Below are 19,645 nucleotides of genomic sequence, written 5' to 3'. Positions count from 1 at the left end.
CGCAGCGACGGACCGGTTGCACATGCCACCGGTGTGTGACCAATAACGGATCTCTAATTTCCGTTTCCACTCGCTCTCTTGGCGGTCGATCAGTAGCCTCTGGTCAACACTGACCATGAACATGGCCGGATCGCCGTGGCGACTTGTTGGAGACATCGATGGAGCGTCCCGCCTGGGCACCGCAGGGCATTGACATCTCGGTGCCGAGCGTGTCTCGCATGTACGACTTCTATCTGGGCGGTTCGCACAATTTCGAGGTGGACCGGGAAGCGGCCCGTAAGGCCATGGAGTTCATGCCGGGCCTTCCCAAGATCATGCAGGCGAATCGCGCATTTATGCGCCGGGCCGTCCACTACGCCACCACTTCGGGTATCAGCCAGTTCCTGGACATCGGATCGGGCATACCGACGTTCGGGAACGTCCATGAAGTCGCCCAGGCGGCCGACCCGGAGGCCCGGATCGCGTACGTCGACCACGATCCGGTCGCGGTCGCACACAGCCAGGCGGTGCTGGAGGGCAACGAGCGGACCGTGGTCGCCGCGGCGGATCTGCGCAAGCCCGCGGAGATCCTGGAGAGCCCGGAGATCCGCGGACTGCTCGACTTCGACAAGCCGGTGGCCCTGCTGCTCGTGGCGGTGCTCCACTTCGTCGAGGACGCCGACTCCCCGTACGAGGCGGTCGCCGAGCTGCGCGAGTCGCTGGCTCCCGGCAGCCTGCTCGTCCTGACCCACGCCTCGTACGAGGGGATTCCGCTTTCCCAGGAGGACGCTGGCGGCACGGTCGGCGTCTACCGCAACATCCGCAATCCGCTGATCATGCGGTCCCGCGAAGAGGTCAGCCGCTTCTTCGACGGATACGAGATGGTCGAGCCCGGCCTCGTCTCGATGCCCGACTGGCGTCCCGAGAACCCCGAGGCGCGGGCGCAGGAAGACCCGTTCGCCTTCTCGGGCTTCGCCGGGGTTGGACGCAAGGCGTGAGCATTCCCGCCCAGGCGTCCGGCGCACCGGACGCGGAACCGGACGGCCCCGAGGGCCGGCTCCGGAGATTCGCCACCATCTGGAGCCGGGCGATCTTTCCGTCCACGGCCACGTCCATGACCCGTCCGGAGTTCGAGCAGCATCTGCTGCCGCTCGCCCGGGAGCTCAGCCAGATCCTTCACGCACGGCCCTTCGACGCGGCCTCCGCACATCGGGTGGGGGCCGCACTGGTGGCCGCCCACTGCACGGATCCCGACGCCCTCAGCTCCACACTCGGCGTCGTCGACTCGTACCTGGTGCTCTACTGCGGCAACAACGGCCCAGCGGAGCTGTCGACCGAGGACGGCCGGGCCCGTTGTGCGCGGATGCAGCACGCGCTCGCCGGCGGATTCACCCAGGCTCTGCGCGAGCGGACGCTCGTCGAGCAGGAAGCCATCGCCCGCTCGGCGCTCACCGCCCGCTCGCACGCCGAGCAGGCGCTGCACGCGACGGAGGCGCGGTTCCGTGCCGTGTTCAAGGACGCGGCCATCGGGATCGGAATCGCCGACCTCGAAGGCAACATCCTGGAGATCAACGACACGCTCACCCGGATGTTCGGGGGCCTGGAGAACCACGTCCGCAGCCACAAGGTGAACGAGTGGGTCCACCCCGAGGACTCGCCGCAGGTATGGAGGTACTACAACGAGCTGGTGCGCGGAGAACGTGAGCACTACCGCGTGGAGAAGGCCTACTACCGCAACGACGGCACCGTGCTGTGGACCAACCTCACGGTCTCGCTGCTGCGCGACACCGAGGGCAGGCCGGAGTACCAGCTCGCCCTCATGGAGGACACCACCGAGCGGCGGCTGCTCAACCTGAGGCTGCGCTACGAGGCCACGCACGACGCGCTCACGGGGCTGCCCAACCGGACCCTGTTCTTCGAGCGTCTGGAGAAGGCGCTCGCCGCCCAGGACGGCATGCGCTTCGGCCTCTGCTATCTCGACCTCGACGGGTTCAAGGCGATCAACGACAGCCTCGGCCACGCGGCGGGCGACCGGCTCCTGGTCGAGGTCGCCGACCGGTTGCAGAGCTGCGCGACGGCCCGGGGCGAGATGGTCGCACGCCTGGGCGGGGACGAGTTCGTCGCCCTGACGACCGGTCCGCGTACCGAGGACGAGGTCGACGAGCTCGCCGGACGGATCCTCTCGGCGCTCGCCACGCCCATCCGGCTCGACGGCCGGGAACTGACGGTACGGGGGTCCATCGGCGTCGTCGAGGGGCCGTCGGGCGAACGTACCGCCGCCGAGGTACTGCGCAGCGCCGACATCACCATGTACCGCGCCAAGTCGGCGGGTGGCAACCGGTTCGCCATCGCCGACGCCGAGGCCGACGCCCGTGCCATCACCCGGCACGGGCTGACGACGGCTCTGCCCGCTGCCCTGGACCGCGGCGAGTTCTTCATCGAGTACCAGCCGTTGGTGCACCTGGGCGACGGCAGCGTGCACGGTGCGGAGGCGCTCGTGCGCTGGTGTCACCCGCAGCACGGTGTGCTGGGCCCCGACCGGTTCATTGCGCTCGCCGAGCACACCGGGCTGATCGTGCCGCTCGGCCGCTGGGTGCTGGAGGAGTCCGTCCGCCAGGCCAAGTACTGGACGGAGCGTCACACCGACGGCGGTCCGCTCCGGATCAACGTCAACCTCTCGCCGACGCAGCTGCACCACCCGAGGCTTGTCGCCGAGACCGTCGACGTCCTGGAACGATACGGACTGGATCCGGGCGCTCTGTGCCTGGAGGTGACCGAGTCGGCGCTGATCGGTGCCGACGACGATCTCCTCAAGCCGCTGCGGCAGTTGGCGGAGATGGGCGTCGACATCGCTCTGGACGACTTCGGGACCGGCTACTCGAACCTGGCGAACCTGCGCCGTCTGCCCGTGAGCGTGCTGAAGCTGGATCGTTCCTTCACGCAGGGCATGCAACACCATCCGGCCGACCCGGTCGACCTGAAGATCGTCGAGGGGATCGTCTCGCTCGCCCACAGCCTGGACCTCGCGGTCACCGTGGAGGGCGTGGAGACCGGCGCCCAGGCCGAGCAGTTGCGCCGGCTGGGCTGCGACACGGCTCAGGGCTGGTACTACGCGCGACCGGGGGCGCCGGACCGCATTCATTCCCTGCTCCTGGCGGACGCGGTCTGAGGGACTCGTCCTCAACCGCCGTACTCGGTAAGGCGCTTCGTCCTCAGCCGCCGGACGGGCCGGACCGGCCGGCGGTTGGGGACGCGGTGGGCGGCACTGCCGTGTCCGGTCCGTCCGCGGCTCCGGGCCCGTCGGCGCCCATGGCCAGGAGTACCCGCCGCAGTTCCCGCGCCGCCCGCGGCGGCGCGACGTCGCTGCGGTGCGCGAGCGCGATGGTGCGCCGCAGGCCGGGCGGGGCCAGCGGTGTCGTTCGCAGGTCGTGGCCGGCCCGTACGGCGACCATGCGGGGGACAACGGCGATCCCGAGCCCCGCCCGTACGAAGCCCAGCACGGCGTCCATCTCGCCGCCCTCCACCGTGAACGACGGCTCGAAGCCCTCCGCGCGGCAGGCGGCCACCGTCAGCTCCCGCAGGTCGTAGCCGTGCCGGAACATCACCATCGGCTCGTCCGCGAGATCCGCGATGCGGACGCGCCCCTCGTGGCCGGGAGCCGGCCGGGCGGGCGACGACAGCACCACCAGGTCCTCCTGCAGCAGCTCCACCGTGGTCAGCGCGGGCGACGCGGCGGGCAGCGGCAGCACGAGGAACGCGAGATCCAGCGCGCCCCGGGCCAGCCCCCGTACGAGGTCGTGGGAGCCGCCCTCCTCGATCAGGAGCTGGACCCCCGGATGCAGATCGTGGAAGGCGCGCAGCATGTCGGGCAGCAGACCCGTGCAGATGCTCGGGGTGGCGCCCAGCCTGATCCGCCCCCGGCGCAGCTGCACCAGTTCCTGCACCTCGTGCCGTGCCGTCTCGGCGTCCGCCAGGATCCGGCGGGCCAGTGGCAACAGTGCCTCGCCCGCGTCGGTGAGCGCGATGTTGCCCCGGGCGCGGCTGAACAGCTCGGCGCCCAGCTCGTTCTCCAGCGCCTTGATCTGCTGCGAGAGCGACGGCTGCGAGACGTGCACCTCCTCGGCGGCCCGGGTGAAGTGCTTCGCCTCGGCGACCGCCACGAAATAGGTGAGCTGTTGGAAGTGCATGGAACCGACGATAGCGGCCTGCATAGTGAATGCCTATGGACATGAGTAGTTTCATGTCTTGGACCGATGGTGCCCTTCGGCCCTAGCGTCGTGTCCATGGCATTGGCAACGCGGACGGACCGACGGCCGTCCATGACGCGTACGCTCTGGGGCTCGTCCGTCGGCAAGAAGATGATCATGGCTGTGAGTGGCCTGATCATGCTCGGATATCTGAGCGTCCACATGCTCGGCAACCTGAAGATCTTCTTCGGGTCCGACGAGTTCGACCACTACGCCCACTGGCTCCGGACCCTCGGTGAACCCTTCCTGCACTACGAGTGGGCCCTGTGGATCATCCGCGTGGTGCTCGTCGCGGCCGTCGTACTGCACGCCGTGTCCGCGTACCAGCTGAGCCGCCGCGACATCAGGGCGCGCCCGATCGCGTACGTCCACAAGAAGGCGCGCGCGAGTTACGCCACCCGCACCATGCGCTGGGGCGGCATCATCCTGGCGCTGTTCATCGTCTGGCACATCCTCGACCTGACGACCGGCACCGTGCACACCGGCGGATTCCAGTCCGGACACCCGTACCAGAACGTGCTCGACACCTTCTCCACCTGGTACGGCAACGCCGTCTACATCGTCGCGGTGCTCGCCATGGGCCTGCACGTCCAGCACGGATTCTGGAGCGCGGCGCAAACCCTCGGCGTGGGCAACGCGACCCGCGACAGGGTGCTGAAGACCTTGGCCGACATCTTCGCCGTGGTGCTGACGGTGGGCTTCGTCTCCGTTCCCCTGGCGGTCATGACCGGAGTGGTGAGCTGACATGAGGGACTACACGAACTACGCGACCGGCGAACCCGTCGTCGACACCAAGGCGCCCGAAGGACCCGTCGCCGAGCGCTGGGACACCCGCCGCTTCCAGGCGAGACTGGTCAACCCGGCCAACCGCCGCAAGCACACCGTCATCGTCGTCGGCACCGGACTGGCCGGCGGCTCGGCAGGTGCGACCCTCGCCGAACAGGGTTACCACGTCGTCCAGTTCTGCTTCCAGGACTCACCGCGGCGCGCCCACTCCGTAGCCGCGCAGGGCGGAATCAACGCCGCGAAAAACTACCGCAACGACGGCGACTCCGTCCACCGGCTCTTCTACGACACGGTCAAGGGCGGCGACTTCCGCGCCCGCGAGTCCAACGTCCACCGGCTCGCCCAGATCTCCGTCGAGATCATCGACCAGTGCGTGGCCCAGGGTGTTCCCTTCGCGCGCGAGTACGGCGGCCTCCTGGACAACCGCTCATTCGGCGGCGTCCAGGTCTCCCGTACCTTCTACGCCCGCGGACAGACGGGACAGCAGCTCCTCCTCGGGGCCTACCAGGCGCTGTCCCGCCAGATCGCCGCAGGCAACGTCGAACTGCACGCCCGTACCGAGATGCTCGATCTGATCGTCGTCGACGGGAAGGCCCGCGGCATCGTCGCCCGCGACCTGGTCACCGGGAGGATCGACACGCATTTCGCCGACGCGGTCGTCCTGGCCAGCGGCGGCTACGGCAACGTGTTCTACCTGTCGACGAACGCCATGAACTCCAACGCCACCGCCGTCTGGCGGGCCCACCGGCGCGGCGCGTACTTCGCCAACCCGTGCTTCACCCAGATCCACCCCACCTGCATCCCGCGCACCGGTGACCACCAGTCCAAGCTGACGCTGATGAGCGAGTCACTGCGCAACGACGGGCGCATCTGGGTCCCCAGGGCCAAGGGCGACGACCGCCCCGCCAACCGGATCCCGGAGGACGAGCGGGACTACTACCTGGAGCGCATCTACCCGGCCTTCGGTAACCTCGTACCCCGCGACATCGCCTCACGCGCCGCGAAGAACGTCTGCGACGAGGGCCGCGGAGTCGGCCCCGGCGGGCAGGGCGTCTACCTCGACTTCGCCGAGGCCATCCAGCGGCTCGGCAGGGACAAGGTCGAGGAGAAGTACGGCAACCTCTTCGACATGTACGCGCAGATCACCGCGGAGAACCCGTACGAGACCCCGATGCGGATCTACCCTGCCGTGCACTACACGATGGGCGGGCTCTGGGTCGACTACGACCTGCAGACCACGATCCCCGGCCTCTTCGCGATCGGCGAGGCCAACTTCTCCGACCACGGGGCCAACCGGCTCGGGGCGTCCGCGCTGATGCAGGGCCTCGCCGACGGCTACTTCGTCCTGCCGTCGACCATCAACGACTACCTGGCCCGCCACCCGCACGCCGAGGAGATCGACGCCGACCACCCGGCGGTCACCGAAGCCCTCGCGGAGACCGAGGACAGGCTGAATCTGCTCCTCGCCGTCGACGGCGACCGCACCCCCGACTCCTTCCACCGTGAGATCGGCGCACTCATGTGGGAGTTCTGCGGCATGGCCCGTACCGAGGAAGGGCTACGCAAGGCACTGGACCGGATCCCGGAGATCCGGGAGGAGTTCTGGCGCCGCATCAAGGTGCCCGGTACCGGCGAACAGTTCAACCAGTCCCTGGAGAAGGCCAACCGGATCGTCGACTACCTGGAGCTCGCCGAGCTCATGTGCCTCGACGCCCTGCACCGCGCCGAATCCTGCGGCGGCCACTTCCGCGAGGAGTCGCAGACCCAGGACGGCGAAGCCGCCCGCCGGGACGAGGAGTTCTCCTACGCCGCCGCCTGGGAGTTCGACGCCACCGGCGACGCCCCCGTCCTGCACAAGGAAGACCTCGTCTTCGAGTACGTCCACCCCACCCAGCGGAGCTACGCATGAAGCTCACCCTGCGCGTCTGGCGCCAGCAGAACGCCGAGGCGCCCGGCGCCATGGCCACCTACGAAGTCGACGGCATCTCGCAGGACATGTCGTTCCTGGAGATGCTCGACACCCTCAACGAGGAACTCATCCTCGGCGGGGACGAGCCCGTCGCCTTCGACCACGACTGCCGCGAAGGCATCTGCGGCGCATGCAGCCTCGTCATCAACGGCGATGCCCACGGCCCGGAACGTACCACCACCTGCCAGCTCCACATGCGCTCCTTCCAGGACGGCGACACGATCGACATCGAGCCGTGGCGCGCCTCCGCCTTCCCGGTCGTCAAGGACCTCGTCGTGGACCGTTCGGCCTTCGACCGCATCATCCGGTCCGGCGGATACATCTCCGCCCCGACCGGCACGGCGCCCGACGCGCACGCCACCCCCGTGCCCAAGCCGGATGCCGATTTCGCCTTCGAGCACGCCGAGTGCATCGGCTGCGGAGCCTGCGTCGCGGCCTGCCCCAACGGATCAGCGATGCTCTTCACCTCGGCGAAGATCAACCATCTCAACGTGCTCCCGCAGGGCGCACCCGAGCGCGAGACAAGGGTGCTCGACATGGTCGCCACCATGGATGAAGAAGGCTTCGGCGGCTGCACCCTGACCGGCGAGTGCGCCACGGCCTGCCCCAAGGGCATCCCGCTGCCCTCGATCGCGGCCATGAACAAGGAGTGGCTGCGGGCCACCCGCAAGGTACGCCGCTGACCCCGCTGACCCCGCTGACCCCGCTGACCCCGGTACACAGCTCTGCCGGTGGTCCTCCCCGTCGATGCCGAACAGGGGAGGACCACCGGCAGTGTGGAGCGAGGCTCTACACCATCGGGTCCATTCCGCGGTCCCGCATGCTGCTCTCCTGCTCGCTCTGCTCCTGCAGGCGGCGGGCCTTGTCCTGGAGCCGCCGGCGCTGCTCGGGGTCGGAGGCGCGCTCTGCGGCCTCCTTCAGTTCCTGCGCCTTGGCACGCAGCTGCCGGGCACGGCCGCCGGGTTCACCTGCAACGCTCATGATCACTCCTGAATCGGTGGGGGAGCGGACAGCATCAGCGAATCAGCGCATCGCCGAACCTGCATCTCGGGACCGGGCCCGCTTCCCTTCGACGGCGTCGGCTGCTCCTGGAGGAACGAGGAGCAGCCGCGTACGGGTCCCGGCTCAGGAACCCACTGCTGCGAGTTCCTTGTCGACCTCGTGGAGGAAGTCCGGAAGGTCGTCCGGTGTGCGCGAGGTGACCAGGAGCCAGCCGCCGGTGTCGTCGCTGACGACCGGCTCGTCGACCCAGTTGCCGCCCGCGTTGCGGATGTCCGTCCGCAGTGAGGCGTACGAGGTGAGGGTCTTGTTCTCGACGACTCCCGCCTCGACCAGCACCCATGGCCCGTGACAGATGGCCGCCACCGGGCGGCCCGACGACGTGAACGAGCGGACGAGGTCCATGGCGGGCTCCTGCAGCCGCAGCGAGTCGGCGTTGAGTGTTCCGCCGGGGACGAGCAGCAGGTCGTAGCCGGCCGGACCGGCATCGGTCAGCGTCAGGGACGGCCGCACGTTCTCGCCGGGGTCCCTGTCGCCGACGAGCGTCCGCACGACGTCCAGGGACTCGGCGGCGATGTCCACGGCGGCTCCGCGGCCGCGGAGATGCCGCGCGGGCAGCACGAGTTCGTCCTGTTCGACGCCGTAGTTGGTCACGATCACGAGCACTCGGCGTCCGCTGAGGTCATTGCCCGTCATACGCCTGTCCTTTCGCCATGTCTTCTAGGGTGAGCGGGTGAATGACGATGCCCGGCCGCTGGCCGTGTTCGACCTGGACGGGACGCTCGCGGACAGCGGCCACCGACAGCACTTCCTCGAAGGCGCCCGGCGCGACTGGGGAGGGTTCTTCGCCGCGGCGGTCGACGACCCCCCGCTGGAGGAGGGAGTGAGCCTGGCCCTGTCGAGCGCCGAGGAGTGCGAGATCGTGTACCTCACCGGCCGCCCCGAGCGGTGCCGCCGGGACACCCTGGCGTGGCTGGAGCAGCAAGGGCTGCCGCGTGGCCACGTGCACATGCGGCGCAACGACGACAGGCGGCCGGCCCGCCGCACCAAGGTGGAGATCCTGAAGCGGCTGGGCCGGGAGCGTGAGGTGCGGGTCCTCGTCGACGACGACGAACTGGTCTGCGATGCGGCCGAACTGGCGGGATTCGCGGTGGTACGTGCCCGTTGGGCCGTGCCGTCGTCGTCGCTCAAGGACGCGCAGGAGCGCGAGGGCCGTACCTGATCAGGCCTTCCCGTCGAGACGGAAGCCGACCTTGAGGCCCACCTGGTAGTGGGCGATCCGGCCGTTCTCGATATGCCCCCGCACCTGTGTCATCTCGAACCAGTCGAGATTGTGCAACGTTTCGGAAGCTCTTGCGACGCCGTTACGGATCGCCGCGTCGAGGCCCTCCTCGGAGGTTCCTACGATCTCGGTGACCCGATAGGTGTGATTAGACATCTAATGTCTCCTTTCCTGATTCCACGGTGCCTCACTCCGCGTCGGCGCGCGAGGGATCGCGGTTCTCGCACTCCCGACGGCAGGGCCCTTGACCTGCCGATTGGTCCATACCAAACTCCGAGCCACAACCCGTGCGAGCGCCGCCCGCAGTCCCCCCACCCGGGTCCTGTTCCTCGTGCCGTTCCGCAGAAGGTGACCCTCGTGAAATTCCGCAAACTGGCCGGAGCCGTCGCGCTCGTTTCCTCCGTCGCGCTGGGTGGCTGCGGCTACCTGCCCGGCGGGGGTCCCGACAGCCGCACGGTGACCGTCTGGCTGATGCAGGACAGCGCTTCCCAGGGCTTCCTGGACCGCTTCACGGAGTCGTACGAGAAGGAGAACCCCGACATCGAACTGGAGTTTGTCATCCAGGAATGGGGCGGTATCGGCCCCAAGGTCCTGGAAGCACTCGACAGCGACGACGCCCCGGACGTCATCGAGGTCGGCAACACCCAGGTCGCGCAGTACGCGGAGAGCGGTGGACTGCGCGACCTCACCCTCGAGTCCATGCGTGACCTGGGCAGCGAGGACTGGCTTCCGGGCCTGGCGCAGCCGGGCAGCATCAGCGGTCAGCAGTACGGAATCCCCTGGTACGCGGCCAACCGTGTCGTCATCTACAACAAGGACCTCTTCGCCCAGGCGGGGGTCACGGCGCTGCCCAGGACGCGTGAGGAGTGGATCGAGACCAGCGAGAAGCTCGACAGCGACGGCCGCCAGGGCATCTACCTCGCGGGCCAGAACTGGTACGTCCTCGCCGGATTCATCTGGGACGAGGGCGGTGAACTCGCCGACGAGAACGGCGGGGACTGGCAGGGGGCGCTCGGCTCACCCGCCGCCCTGAGGGGGATGGACTTCTACAAGGAGCTCCAGGCGCTCGGCGACGGCCCCAAGGACGCGGACGAGCAGACACCCCCGCAGACGGACGTGTTCGCCAAGGGTGATGTCGCCCAGATCATCTCCGTGCCGGGCAGCGCCGCCCTCATCGAGCAGGCGAATCCGGACCTCAAGGGCAAGCTCGGCTACTTCCCCATACCGGGCAAGACCGCGGAGAACCCGGGCGCCGTCTTCACCGGCGGGTCGGACCTGATCGTGCCGAACAAGGCCGACGAGCGGGCCGCGGGCATCGACGTCATCACGGCCCTGGCGAGCGAGAAGTGGCAGACGGACCTTGCCAGGACGATGAGCTACGTGCCCAACAAGCCCGCTCTCGCCCGAGTCATCGAGGGCCAGGAAGGAACGGCCGCGATGGCCGAGGGGGCCACCCAGGGCCGTGCCACACCCAACTCCCCCCACTGGGCCGCCGTCGAGGCCGAGAACCCCATCAAGCCGTACATGACGGCCGTGCTGCAGGGCGGCGATCCGGCGAGGGAGGCGGAGGCGGCGTCAAAACGCATCACCACGAAGCTCACCACGGGCTGACGGCCCGGAGAGACGGCCGGATCCGGCCCCCGGGATTCAGCCGTCGCACATCCCCGCTCTCCGTAGCGGTCATGCCAAGTCCAGTCGGTCACGGAAGAAGTAGGGGGCCGGGCTGTCGCACTCCAGCGGAAGCCCGGCAGCCGCCCTGCTGATCCGTCCCCGGAGACTGCCATGACCGTGCTGCCCCTGCCCCTCACCTCGCCCGTTCCCGTCCCTGCCCCGGCGGTCCCTCCGCAGGGCGGGGCCCCCACCGCCCCCTCGGAGTACCGGGTCTCGCTCGCCACCTGCGAGGAGGACGTACGCGCCGCCCAGCGCCTGCGCCACCAGGTCTTCGCCGGTGAACTCGGCGCCCGGCTCGACGGCCCCGAACCGGGCCTGGACAGCGACGCCTTCGACGTCCACTGCGATCACCTGCTGGTACGCGAAGTGGCCACCGGAGACGTCGTCGCCACCTACCGGCTCCTGCCGCCCGAAGGGGCCGCGCGGGCCGGCGGGCTGTACGCGGAGGGCGAGTTCGACCTCAGCCGGCTCGGACCGATACGCGACGACCTGGTCGAGGTCGGCCGTTCGTGTGTCCACCCGGCCCACCGCGACGGCGCGGTGATCGCGCTGATCTGGGCCGGCCTCGCCCGCTACATGGAGCGCACGGGCCACACCTGGCTGGCCGGCTGCTGCTCCGTACCCCTCGCCGACGGCGGCGCGCTGGCGGCCAGGAGCTGGGACACCGTACGCACCCACAACCTGGCCCCCGAGAAGTACTGGGTCACTCCCCACCGCCTCTGGGACGCCTCAGGGCACCCCGCGGGGGGCCCGGGAGGCCGGGCCGCGCTGCCGCCCCTGCTGCGCGGCTATCTGCGCCTCGGCGCCTGGGTCTGCGGAGCCCCCGCCCACGACCCGGACTTCGACGTCGCCGACCTCTACGTCCTGCTCTCCATGCGCCGCACCGACCCGCGCTACCTGCGCCACTTCCTCTCGCTCGCCCCACTGCGATGAGTGCCTGGCTGCCCATGGCCCCGTGCACCCCGCACGACTGCGCGGGACACCGGGGCGAGCGTCGTGCACCGCTGTCCGCCGCCGCCCTGCTGTTCGCCGGGTGCACGCTCACGCTGCTCGGGGTGCTCTGCGTACCGGGCGTGCTCCTCCTGGGCGGGGCGGGCCGGGACCGGCTGGTGCGCGGGTGGGCGTACACGGTGGTGCGGGCCTTCGGCGTACGCGTACGCGTCACCGGCCTGCCGGAGACCGCGCCACGCGCTCCGGCGGGGGAGCTCGTGGTCGCCAACCACGTCTCCTGGCTGGACATCCCGCTCGTCGCCGCCGTCTTCCCGGCCCGGATGGTCGCCAAGAGCGAGATCCGGACCTGGCCGCTGCTCGGACCGCTGGCCGCCCTCGGCGGCACGCTGTTCATCGAACGGGACCGGCTGCGGGCCCTGCCGGGCGCGGTACGGACCGTTGCCCAGGCATTGGGCTCAGGAGCGCGGGTCGCCGTCTTCCCGCAGGGCAGCACCTGGTGCGGCCGCAGCACCGGCGGCCGCTTCCGGCCCGCCGCTTTCCAGGCGGCGATCGACGCGGGCGCCGCGGTCCGGCCGGTGCGCATCCGGTACCGGACCGCGGACCTGAGCACCGCGGGTGCCGCGGCCTTCGTCGGGGACGATCCGCTCGCCGCCTCCCTCTGGAGGGTGGTGACGGCCGCCGGGCTCACGGCCGAGATCAGCGTCCTCGCACCGATCCCGGCCGGCAGTGAGCCCGACAGACGTTCACTCGCGCGGGCCGCTCAGTCGGCCGTCGCCAGGGACAGCGCGAACCGGCCCGCGGAATCCGTCCACCACTGAGCCAGCCGCAGTCCCGCCGCGGCCAGTTCGTCCCGTACCCCCTCCTTGCGGAACTTCGCCGAGACCTCCGTGCGCAGCTCCTCACCCTCCTCGAACGACACCTCCAGATCCAGCTCCCGGATCTTCACGGTCTGGGCCCGCCGGGAGCGCAGCCGCATCTCGATCCACTCGTGCTCCGGGTCCCACACGGCCACATGGTCGAAGTCGTCGAGCTGGAAGTCCGCTCCCAGCTCGCGGTCCACCACCGTCAGGACGTTCTTGTTGAACGCGGCCGTCACCCCGGCCGCGTCGTCGTACGCCGCGACGAGCGTCGCCTCGTCCTTGACCAGGTCCGTGCCGAGCAGCAGGCTGTCGCCGGGCACCAGGCGTGCCCGTACGGACTTCAGGAACTCCGCGCGCTCCTGGGGCAGCAGATTGCCCAGCGTGCCGCCCAGGAAGGCCACCAGCCGCGGCCCCGGGCTGTCGGGCAGGTCCAGGGCGTGGGTGAAGTCGGCGATGAGGGCGTGCACGGAGAGTCCGGGACGCTCGGCCAGCAGCGCCTCGGCCGCGCCCTTCAGGGCGCTCTCGCTGACATCGACGGGTACGTAGGTGTGCAGCCCGGGCAGTGCGTCCAGCAGATGCCTGGTCTTCTCCGAGGAACCGGATCCCAGCTCGATCAGGGTCCGCGCCCCGGACGCCGCCGCGATGTCCGCGGAGTGCGCGATCAGGATCTCCCGTTCCGCACGGGTCGGGTAGTACTCGGCCAGCCGGGTGATCTCCTCGAACAGGTCGCTGCCGTGCGCGTCGTAGAACCATTTGGGTGGCAGCGTCTTCGGGTGCCGGGTCAGGCCGCTCAGCACGTCGGCGCGTAGCGCCGCGTCCGTCGCGTCCAGCGGCAGGGTGCGGGTCAGCAGAAAGGGACTCACTCAGTGGGCTCCTTGAGCGGGGTGAGTAGAACGTCGGTGCGGGTCGCGGCCAGCAGAGTGCGGTCGGGAACCTCGCGCCAGTACGGATCGTCGTCGTACGGCTCCGAGGCCACCACCATGCGGCGGCCCGGTTGGTCGAGATACCAGAGCGAGTCGCCCCACGCGGTCGCCACGATCGTGGAGCCGTCGGTGAGCAGCAGGTTGAGGCGCGAACCGGGGGCGGCCGAGGCGATGTCGACAACGGTGTCGGCGACCGCCTGCGGTATCGCGTCGCCCGCGGCTATCCGGTGGAGGATCAGCGCCCAGATCAGTGCCGAGTCCGTCCGTGCCTCCAGCGCGAGCAGCTCCACGGGCGGCAGGGCGCCGGCCAGCGGTGCCAGGGAGGCCGGCCAGCCCTTCACCGCCCCGTTGTGACTGAACAGCAGGCGGCCGGCGGCGAAGGGTGCGGCGGCCGCCTCGCCGTCCGCGCCCGCCCATGTCGCGTCACGGACCGCGGCGAGAACAGCCGTACTGCGCACCACGCGGGCCAGATCGGCGAATGTCTCGTCGCCCCAGATGGGCCCCCGGCGGCGGTAGCGCCCCGGAGCGGGATCGCCGTCCGCGTACCAGCCGACCCCGAAACCGTCGGCGTTGACCGTGCCGTACTTCTGGCGGCGCGGCTCCCAGGACTGGCGCACGAGCGAGTGTGCCGGGGACACGAGCACCTCGCCCAGGGTCATAGGCGGCCCCAGGCAGGCGATATGACGGCACATCAGGCATCCCTCGCGGTCCGGAAGCCGGAGAAGATCTGGCGTCGCACCGGGAGGTCCCAGTTGCGGAACGTACCGCGGCAGGCCACCTGGTCCACGGCGAACGAACCGCCGCGCAGCACCTTGTGATCGGGGCCGAAGAACACCTCCGAGTACTCCCGGTACGGGAACGGCGCGAAGCCCGGATAGGGCAGGAAGTCGCTCGACGTCCACTCCCACACGTCGCCCATCAGCTGCCCCGCGCCCGACGGGGACCGGCCGGCCGCGTACGCACCCGCGGCGGCGGGGCGCAGGTGGCGCTGGCCCAGATTCGCCCGCTCGGGTGTCGGGTCCTCGTCGCCCCAGGGATAGCGCAGCGAACGTCCGGAGACGGGATCGTGACGGGCCGCCTTCTCCCACTCGGGCTCCGTCGGCAGCCGTCGGCCCGCCCAGCGGGCGTACGCGTCCGCCTCGTACCAACTGACGTGGAGAACCGGCTCGTCCGGTGCCACCGGCTCGGTCACCCCGAAGCGCCGGCGCAGCCACTGCCCGGCGTCCCGGTGCCAGAACAGGGGTGCGGTGAGCCCGTGTTCCCGGACCATGGCCCAGCCACGAGGGTCCCACCAGCGCACGTCCGTGTACCCGCCGTCGTCGATGAAGCGCCGGTAGGCGCCGCAGGTGACCGGAGCGGTGTCGATGAAGAAGGCCGCCACCTCGCGCCGGTGGGCGGGCCGTTCGTTGTCGAGTGCCCAGGGCTCGGTGGAGGTGCCCATGGTGAAGGGGCCTCCGGGGACGAGGACTTCGGCCGGCCGGGACACCGCGTCGGTGGGCTCGGGCGGCTCCGGCGCGCTGAGCACCGCCGGCCCCGACCGCAGCTGATGGGTGATCAGCATCGTCTCGTCATGCTGCTGTTCGTGCTGGGCGATCATGCCGAAGGCGAAGCCCGCCCGCTCGAGCCGCCGGCCGCCGTCGTGCAACGCCGCACCGTCCAGGATGTCCAGAGCCCGCCCGCGTACGTCGGCGGCATAGGTCCTCGCCTCCGCGGGCGCCAGCAGGGGCAGTGAGGGCCTGCTCGCGCGGGAGTGCTCGAAGGCGTCGTACAGGCCGTCGATCTCCGGGCGCATCGCCTCACGGCCGCCCACGGCGCGCAGCAGCCACAGTTCCTCCTGATTCCCGATGTGGGCCAGGTCCCAGACCAGGGGCGACATCAGCGGCGAGTGCTGGGCGGTGAGTTCGTGGTCGTCGACGCTGTCGGTGAGCAGCGCGGTGCGCTCGCGGGCGGTGAGGAGCGCGGCCAGGGCGCGCTTGCGCAGGGCCTCGGGGTCGAGGACGGGTTCGGTGGGAGACGCAGGTGTGTCGGTCATCGGGCCGGCCCCCTTCCGTGCCGCGGGGCGGTCCCGGTGCCGGACCGCGCCGCCGCGGGGGCGAGCAGGTCGTCGGCCGGACATCGGCCCCGGGCCACGTAGCGGTCGTGGAAGGCGGCGACGGTGTTCTGCACGTGGTCGCTCGCCCCGATCCTGGGCAGCGCCTCCAGTGCGGCCGCGAAACAGGCGGCGGCCGCCGAGGCCAGTTCCGGATCTCTCAGCCCGTCACGGGCGGCGGCTGTCCAGAGGGGGTTGCGGGGTGCGGCCAGCGAGCCGGCGGTCTCGGCGAGGGGCTTGACGGTGCGGTACACGGTTTCGGCTGCCTCCGGGTCGTCGAACATGGCGGTCGTCACGGCCAGCGGTACCAGCCAGCCGTCGGTGCCGGACTGGGCGTCGATCATGCGCAGTTCCAGGTGTCCGCGCGGGCGTACCGGTGGGAAGAGCGTCGTGATGTGGTAGTCGAGGTCGGCACGCACCGCAGGCCGTGGCCCGGCACCCCGGATCCAGTCCCTGAGCGTCAGCCCGTCCGGTACGGCCCACGGGGCGTCGCCGTCGCGGATGCACATCACGGGCGTGTCCAGGGCATGCGCAGCCCAGGCGTCGCGGGGCGCGAGACGGCTGCTCGGTGCAAGCGTCCGCGCCGGATCGAGGTCCGCCCACAGCGACTGCCGTGTCGAGCGCCAGCCCGAACGCCGCCCTTCCCGGAAGGGCGAATTGGCGAAGGCGGCAACGAGGACCGCGCCCAGCAGGTGCCCGAGCTGCCAGCGCCGCCCGTAGCCCAGGGGCCCCGGCTCCTCCTCACCGGCGTCCAGGCAGACCTGGATGGACGCGGACGTGCACATCATGGCGCGACCGGCGGTCCCGGACCGGTCGAGGGCGGTTTCCATGGCCGCGTAGCGGGGCTCCTGCAACAGGCGGCGTGGGGGATGCCACGGATCCACGCCGAGTCCGACCGGTGCGAGACCGGCCCGGCCGAGTGTCTCGCGCACGGTCCTCATGTCGGCGGCGGTCCGGTCGATGCACGCCATGAGGGAGGCGGCGGGCTGCGAGCTGAGCTCCAGCTGACCGCCGGGTTCGAAGGTCAGGGCCGCGTCGAGCGGAGTGCCGCGCACGGCGTCCGCGGCGGCGACGAGCCGGTCGTGGGAGACGGGGACTTCGGGATGCTCACGGTCGTGAATGAGCCATTCGAGTTCCACACCGACCGTCCGGGGCGGACCTGTCTTGAAACATATGCCGCGCAGCAGATCCTCGGCCTCGTCCTCGCCGAGGAGCTCCGCGTCAACGGGCGAACTGCGATCGCCGGGTGTGTCCGGGGGCATGCTTGGCCTCCTCCTGGGATGCTTCCCTACTACCCAAACCCTTACCGAGAGTTCGCACAAGGGTGCCCCTGTGGGACGGAAAACCGGTTGCGTCCATGCCGCCCGGGCGTCCAGCATGCCCCGTATGCACCACACGGGGGCGCGCCCATGAGCGCACGACTGCGCGGCATCGCGCGAGATACCGAGGCCATTGTCACGGCCGGGCGCTACCGCGCGCCCGACGGGCGCGCGGTGAGCATCGAGCGTGCCTTGACGGCCGCACTGTCCGGCACCAGGCTGTACGGCCCGGAGCCGGTGCCGGTCGCCGTCCTGGACACCGACCGCACCCCGTCCTTCGAGGTCACCGACGAGAGCAGTCTGCAGGCGGCCCACAGGATGACCGCCGGATCGACGGCCAGGGTCGCCGTCCTGAACTACGCCTCCGCCCGCAATCCGGGGGGCGGCTACCTGAACGGGGCACAGGCCCAGGAAGAGGCCCTGTGCCGTGGCTCCGCGCTCCATGCCACGCTGCTGCGCGCCCCCGAGTACTACGCCCACCACCGCGAGGAACGCAGCGCCTTCTACACCGACCGGGTCATTCACTCACCGGGCGTGCCGGTCTTCCGTGACGACCGGGGGAGGCTCCTCGACACCCCCTACACCGTGGGCTTCCTGACCTCACCCGCACCCAACGCCGGAGTGATCCGCAGGCAGACTCCCGCGGAGGCCCACCGCATCCCGGCCGCGCTAGCGAGCCGCGCCGAACGGGTGCTCGAAGTGGCCGCCGTCCGCGGCTACCGCAGGCTGGTCCTCGGGGCCTGGGGGTGTGGGGTCTTCCAGAACGACCCGGCCGAGGTGGCGGGCGCCTTCCGCGCCCTTCTCGCCGACGGCGGACGGTTCGCGGGCCACTTCGAACAGATCGTCTTCGGCATCCTGGACCGCAGTCCCGAATCCCGGATCCGGGCGGCCTTCACCCGGGTGTTCGCCGGTCAGCTCCAGCCGTAGCGCTCCCGCAGCCGCACCACGACCAGGTCGAACCTGGCCCGGTCCAGAGCGCACGCCTCACGGCGCATGCCGTCCTCGTCGACCCTCAGCACCCGGTCCAGATCGACCCAGGACGGCCGTCCCGAGCTGTCCCACGGGCCGGCGCCCAGGGCGACCCACTCGTGATCCCTGTCGTGCTGCTTGCTGGACAACTGCACGGCGAGCAGCGTGCCCTCCTGCTCCCGGGCCACGACCAGAACCGGCCGGTCCTTGCCCCGCCCGTCGTTCTCCTCGAACGGCACCCACGTCCAGACGATCTCTCCGGGGTCGGGATCGCCGTCACGGTTCGGCGCGTAGGAGGTGCGGACCGGTCCCACGTCGCGTGGGTCGGCCTCCGCAGTGGCGGCCGGGCCACTGCGTCCGGGGAAGTCGGAGGAACTGTCACTGCTGTAGTTGGTGTGCTGGAACGTCATCGCAACACCGTAGAACCTGAACGGCCCAATCCGTGGAGCGGGTCCGTGAAACCGGGTTCAGGCTCGACCTCATGATCGCCTCCGTCCTCACCGCACGCCTGGCCCGCGCCGTCGCGGTCGCCGGGCTCCTCGCAGCGACCCTGCTGCCCACGACTTCTGCCACGGCGTCAGCCCCGGTCCCCGATCCGCCACCGACCGCGGCCGAGGGGTTGTCAGGCGGCCCCGCGGCACCGCTTCCCCGCACGGTCTCTGCGTGGCTGCCCTACTGGGACCAGGAAGGCGCGTACCAGGACGCCCTCCTCCACGCCGACCAACTGCACACGGTGAGCCCGTTCTGGTACGAGGCCGTATCGGCGGGCCGGATCGACGCGCACCCCGGCGCGGGCGAACGGCGGATCATCGACGGACTGCACCGCGCCGGAGCGAAGGTCGTCCCCACGGTCATGGAGACGATGGAGTCCGGCGTCCTCGCGGCGATCCTCACCAGCCCCGCCCGGCGCACCGAGCACGCCGACGCGCTGATGCGCACCGTCGCCACCCGCGACTACGACGGCCTCGACCTGGACTACGAATCCATCGCCGCCACGGGCGACGCCACGTACGCCGCCGTACGCGACGGATTCACCGCGCTCGCGACCGATCTCTGCCGGCGGCTCCAGGACCTCGGCAAGCAATGTGTGATCACCGTGTTCCCCAAGACCGCGACCACCGGCCGCATCTGGGACTACGCGGCCCTCGGACGCGTCGCCGACCGGATCCGGATCATGGGCTACAACCTCCACTGGTCGGGCGGCGACCCCGGCCCGCTCGCCGACACACGCTGGTACGAGGACATCCTCACCCGCGCCACCGCCCTCGTCCCGGTGGCCAAACTCGAGATGGGGCTCCCCGCCTACGGCTGGGACTGGCCCGCGGACAGCGACAGCACGTCCGCGACGAGGCACGTCACCTGGAAGGAGGCCGAGGCGCTGCGCAAGCAACAGGGCGCGCCCTACCGGCTCGACGAGGTCTCGGGAACGCCGTACTTCACCTACGAGGACGGCTCGGAGCGCCGTGAGGTCTGGTACCAGGACGCCCGCGGCGTCGCCACGCATCTGCCGGTGCTGCGGCGGCACCTCGTCACGAACACCGTGCTGTGGGCACTCAATTTCGAGGACCCCGAGCTGTGGCCGGTACTCGCCGGCGGGTGAA

Annotated in this window: 20 protein-coding genes; 11 read left to right on the top strand and 9 right to left on the bottom strand. The window is 70.5% G+C overall.

Annotated features, from left to right (window positions below; all coding sequences use genetic code 11):
- The first annotated feature begins 158 nt into the window (after positions 1–158).
- Together OG844_RS13490 and OG844_RS13485 are read left to right on the top strand one after the other, a co-directional pair.
- Positions 159–977: an SAM-dependent methyltransferase gene (locus tag OG844_RS13490; RefSeq protein WP_406390206.1), complete on the top strand. Its 819-nt coding sequence runs from the start codon at positions 159–161 to the stop codon at positions 975–977.
- Positions 974–3,148, top strand: a complete 2,175-nt coding sequence (locus OG844_RS13485; RefSeq protein ID WP_406390203.1) for a putative bifunctional diguanylate cyclase/phosphodiesterase — start codon at positions 974–976, stop codon at positions 3,146–3,148. The genes OG844_RS13490 and OG844_RS13485 overlap by 4 nt, the downstream gene beginning before the upstream one ends.
- Before the next feature lie 43 nt (positions 3,149–3,191).
- On the opposite strand, the gene OG844_RS13480 is transcribed toward OG844_RS13485, so the two are convergent.
- On the bottom strand, positions 3,192–4,166 hold the full coding sequence (locus tag OG844_RS13480; protein ID WP_406390201.1) for a LysR family transcriptional regulator: 975 nt from the start codon (positions 4,164–4,166) through the stop codon (positions 3,192–3,194).
- A gap of 96 nt (positions 4,167–4,262) precedes the next feature.
- Here OG844_RS13480 and OG844_RS13475 point away from each other — a divergent pair, with 96 nt between their 5' ends.
- The 3 genes from OG844_RS13475 to OG844_RS13465 are packed head-to-tail and all read left to right on the top strand — an operon-like array spanning position 4,263 to position 7,664.
- Positions 4,263–4,970: a succinate dehydrogenase gene (locus OG844_RS13475; protein ID WP_406390199.1), complete on the top strand. Its 708-nt coding sequence runs from the start codon at positions 4,263–4,265 to the stop codon at positions 4,968–4,970.
- A gap of 1 nt (position 4,971) precedes the next feature.
- A complete protein-coding gene (locus tag OG844_RS13470; RefSeq protein ID WP_406390197.1) occupies positions 4,972–6,921 on the top strand; it encodes a fumarate reductase/succinate dehydrogenase flavoprotein subunit in 1,950 nt (649 codons plus the stop codon).
- The gene (locus tag OG844_RS13465) at positions 6,918–7,664 is read left to right on the top strand and encodes a succinate dehydrogenase/fumarate reductase iron-sulfur subunit (protein WP_406390195.1); all 747 of its coding nucleotides are present in this window, start codon (positions 6,918–6,920) and stop codon (positions 7,662–7,664) included. Before OG844_RS13470 ends, OG844_RS13465 begins: the two co-directional genes overlap by 4 nt.
- 106 nt (positions 7,665–7,770) lie before the next feature.
- Here OG844_RS13465 and OG844_RS13460 read toward each other — a convergent pair whose 3' ends face one another.
- Positions 7,771–7,962 carry a DUF6381 family protein gene (locus OG844_RS13460; RefSeq protein WP_406390193.1) on the bottom strand — a complete coding sequence of 64 codons (192 nt, stop codon included), beginning with the start codon at positions 7,960–7,962 and terminating at the stop codon, positions 7,771–7,773.
- 144 nt (positions 7,963–8,106) lie between these two features.
- Complete coding sequence (locus tag OG844_RS13455; RefSeq protein WP_406390191.1) at positions 8,107–8,676, bottom strand: type 1 glutamine amidotransferase domain-containing protein; 570 nt, start codon at positions 8,674–8,676, stop codon at positions 8,107–8,109.
- A 37-nt stretch (positions 8,677–8,713) separates the two neighbouring features.
- On the opposite strand from OG844_RS13455, the gene OG844_RS13450 reads away from it, so the two are divergent.
- The gene (locus tag OG844_RS13450) at positions 8,714–9,202 is read left to right on the top strand and encodes a hypothetical protein (RefSeq protein ID WP_406390189.1); all 489 of its coding nucleotides are present in this window, start codon (positions 8,714–8,716) and stop codon (positions 9,200–9,202) included.
- On the opposite strand, the gene OG844_RS13445 is transcribed toward OG844_RS13450, so the two are convergent.
- Positions 9,203–9,418, bottom strand: coding sequence for a dodecin (locus OG844_RS13445; RefSeq protein ID WP_356421674.1), 216 nt, complete (start codon positions 9,416–9,418; stop codon positions 9,203–9,205).
- A gap of 201 nt (positions 9,419–9,619) precedes the next feature.
- Here OG844_RS13445 and OG844_RS13440 point away from each other — a divergent pair, with 201 nt between their 5' ends.
- The 3 genes from OG844_RS13440 to OG844_RS13430 all read left to right on the top strand — a co-directional run bounded on the left by OG844_RS13440 (position 9,620) and on the right by OG844_RS13430 (position 12,702).
- Positions 9,620–10,873: an extracellular solute-binding protein gene (locus tag OG844_RS13440; protein ID WP_406390186.1), complete on the top strand. Its 1,254-nt coding sequence runs from the start codon at positions 9,620–9,622 to the stop codon at positions 10,871–10,873.
- 171 nt (positions 10,874–11,044) lie between these two features.
- Entirely contained in the window at positions 11,045–11,866 is an 822-nt protein-coding gene (locus OG844_RS13435; RefSeq protein WP_406390184.1) for a GNAT family N-acetyltransferase, read from the top strand.
- Positions 11,863–12,702, top strand: a complete 840-nt coding sequence (locus tag OG844_RS13430) for a lysophospholipid acyltransferase family protein (protein WP_406390182.1) — start codon at positions 11,863–11,865, stop codon at positions 12,700–12,702. Before OG844_RS13435 ends, OG844_RS13430 begins: the two co-directional genes overlap by 4 nt.
- Here the strand turns inward: OG844_RS13430 and egtD are convergent.
- Genes egtD through egtA form a run of 4 tightly spaced genes read right to left on the bottom strand, consistent with a single transcriptional unit; the run spans position 12,645 to position 17,018 of the window.
- The gene (gene egtD / locus OG844_RS13425; RefSeq protein WP_406390180.1) at positions 12,645–13,607 is read right to left on the bottom strand and encodes an L-histidine N(alpha)-methyltransferase; all 963 of its coding nucleotides are present in this window, start codon (positions 13,605–13,607) and stop codon (positions 12,645–12,647) included. The genes OG844_RS13430 and egtD overlap by 58 nt on opposite strands.
- Complete coding sequence (gene egtC / locus OG844_RS13420; RefSeq protein ID WP_406390178.1) at positions 13,604–14,359, bottom strand: ergothioneine biosynthesis protein EgtC; 756 nt, start codon at positions 14,357–14,359, stop codon at positions 13,604–13,606. Before egtC ends, egtD begins: the two co-directional genes overlap by 4 nt.
- Positions 14,359–15,699 carry an ergothioneine biosynthesis protein EgtB gene (gene egtB, locus OG844_RS13415; protein WP_406390176.1) on the bottom strand — a complete coding sequence of 447 codons (1,341 nt, stop codon included), beginning with the start codon at positions 15,697–15,699 and terminating at the stop codon, positions 14,359–14,361. Before egtB ends, egtC begins: the two co-directional genes overlap by 1 nt.
- Complete coding sequence (gene egtA, locus OG844_RS13410) at positions 15,696–17,018, bottom strand: ergothioneine biosynthesis glutamate--cysteine ligase EgtA (protein WP_406390174.1); 1,323 nt, start codon at positions 17,016–17,018, stop codon at positions 15,696–15,698. The genes egtB and egtA overlap by 4 nt, the downstream gene beginning before the upstream one ends.
- A 147-nt stretch (positions 17,019–17,165) precedes the next feature.
- Between egtA and OG844_RS13405 the strand changes: the two genes are divergently transcribed.
- Complete coding sequence (locus tag OG844_RS13405) at positions 17,166–18,002, top strand: TIGR02452 family protein (protein WP_406390172.1); 837 nt, start codon at positions 17,166–17,168, stop codon at positions 18,000–18,002.
- On the opposite strand, the gene OG844_RS13400 is transcribed toward OG844_RS13405, so the two are convergent.
- Positions 17,987–18,454, bottom strand: coding sequence for a type II toxin-antitoxin system PemK/MazF family toxin (locus tag OG844_RS13400; protein WP_406390170.1), 468 nt, complete (start codon positions 18,452–18,454; stop codon positions 17,987–17,989). The two genes, OG844_RS13405 and OG844_RS13400, sit on opposite strands and share 16 nt — an antisense overlap.
- 71 nt (positions 18,455–18,525) lie before the next feature.
- On the opposite strand from OG844_RS13400, the gene OG844_RS13395 reads away from it, so the two are divergent.
- Positions 18,526–19,644: a glycosyl hydrolase family 18 protein gene (locus OG844_RS13395; protein WP_406390167.1), complete on the top strand. Its 1,119-nt coding sequence runs from the start codon at positions 18,526–18,528 to the stop codon at positions 19,642–19,644.
- Position 19,645: the final 1 nt, after the last annotated feature.

Source organism: Streptomyces sp. NBC_00887, assembly GCF_045207585.1.
This window is presented reverse-complemented; position numbering and strand designations above follow the sequence as displayed.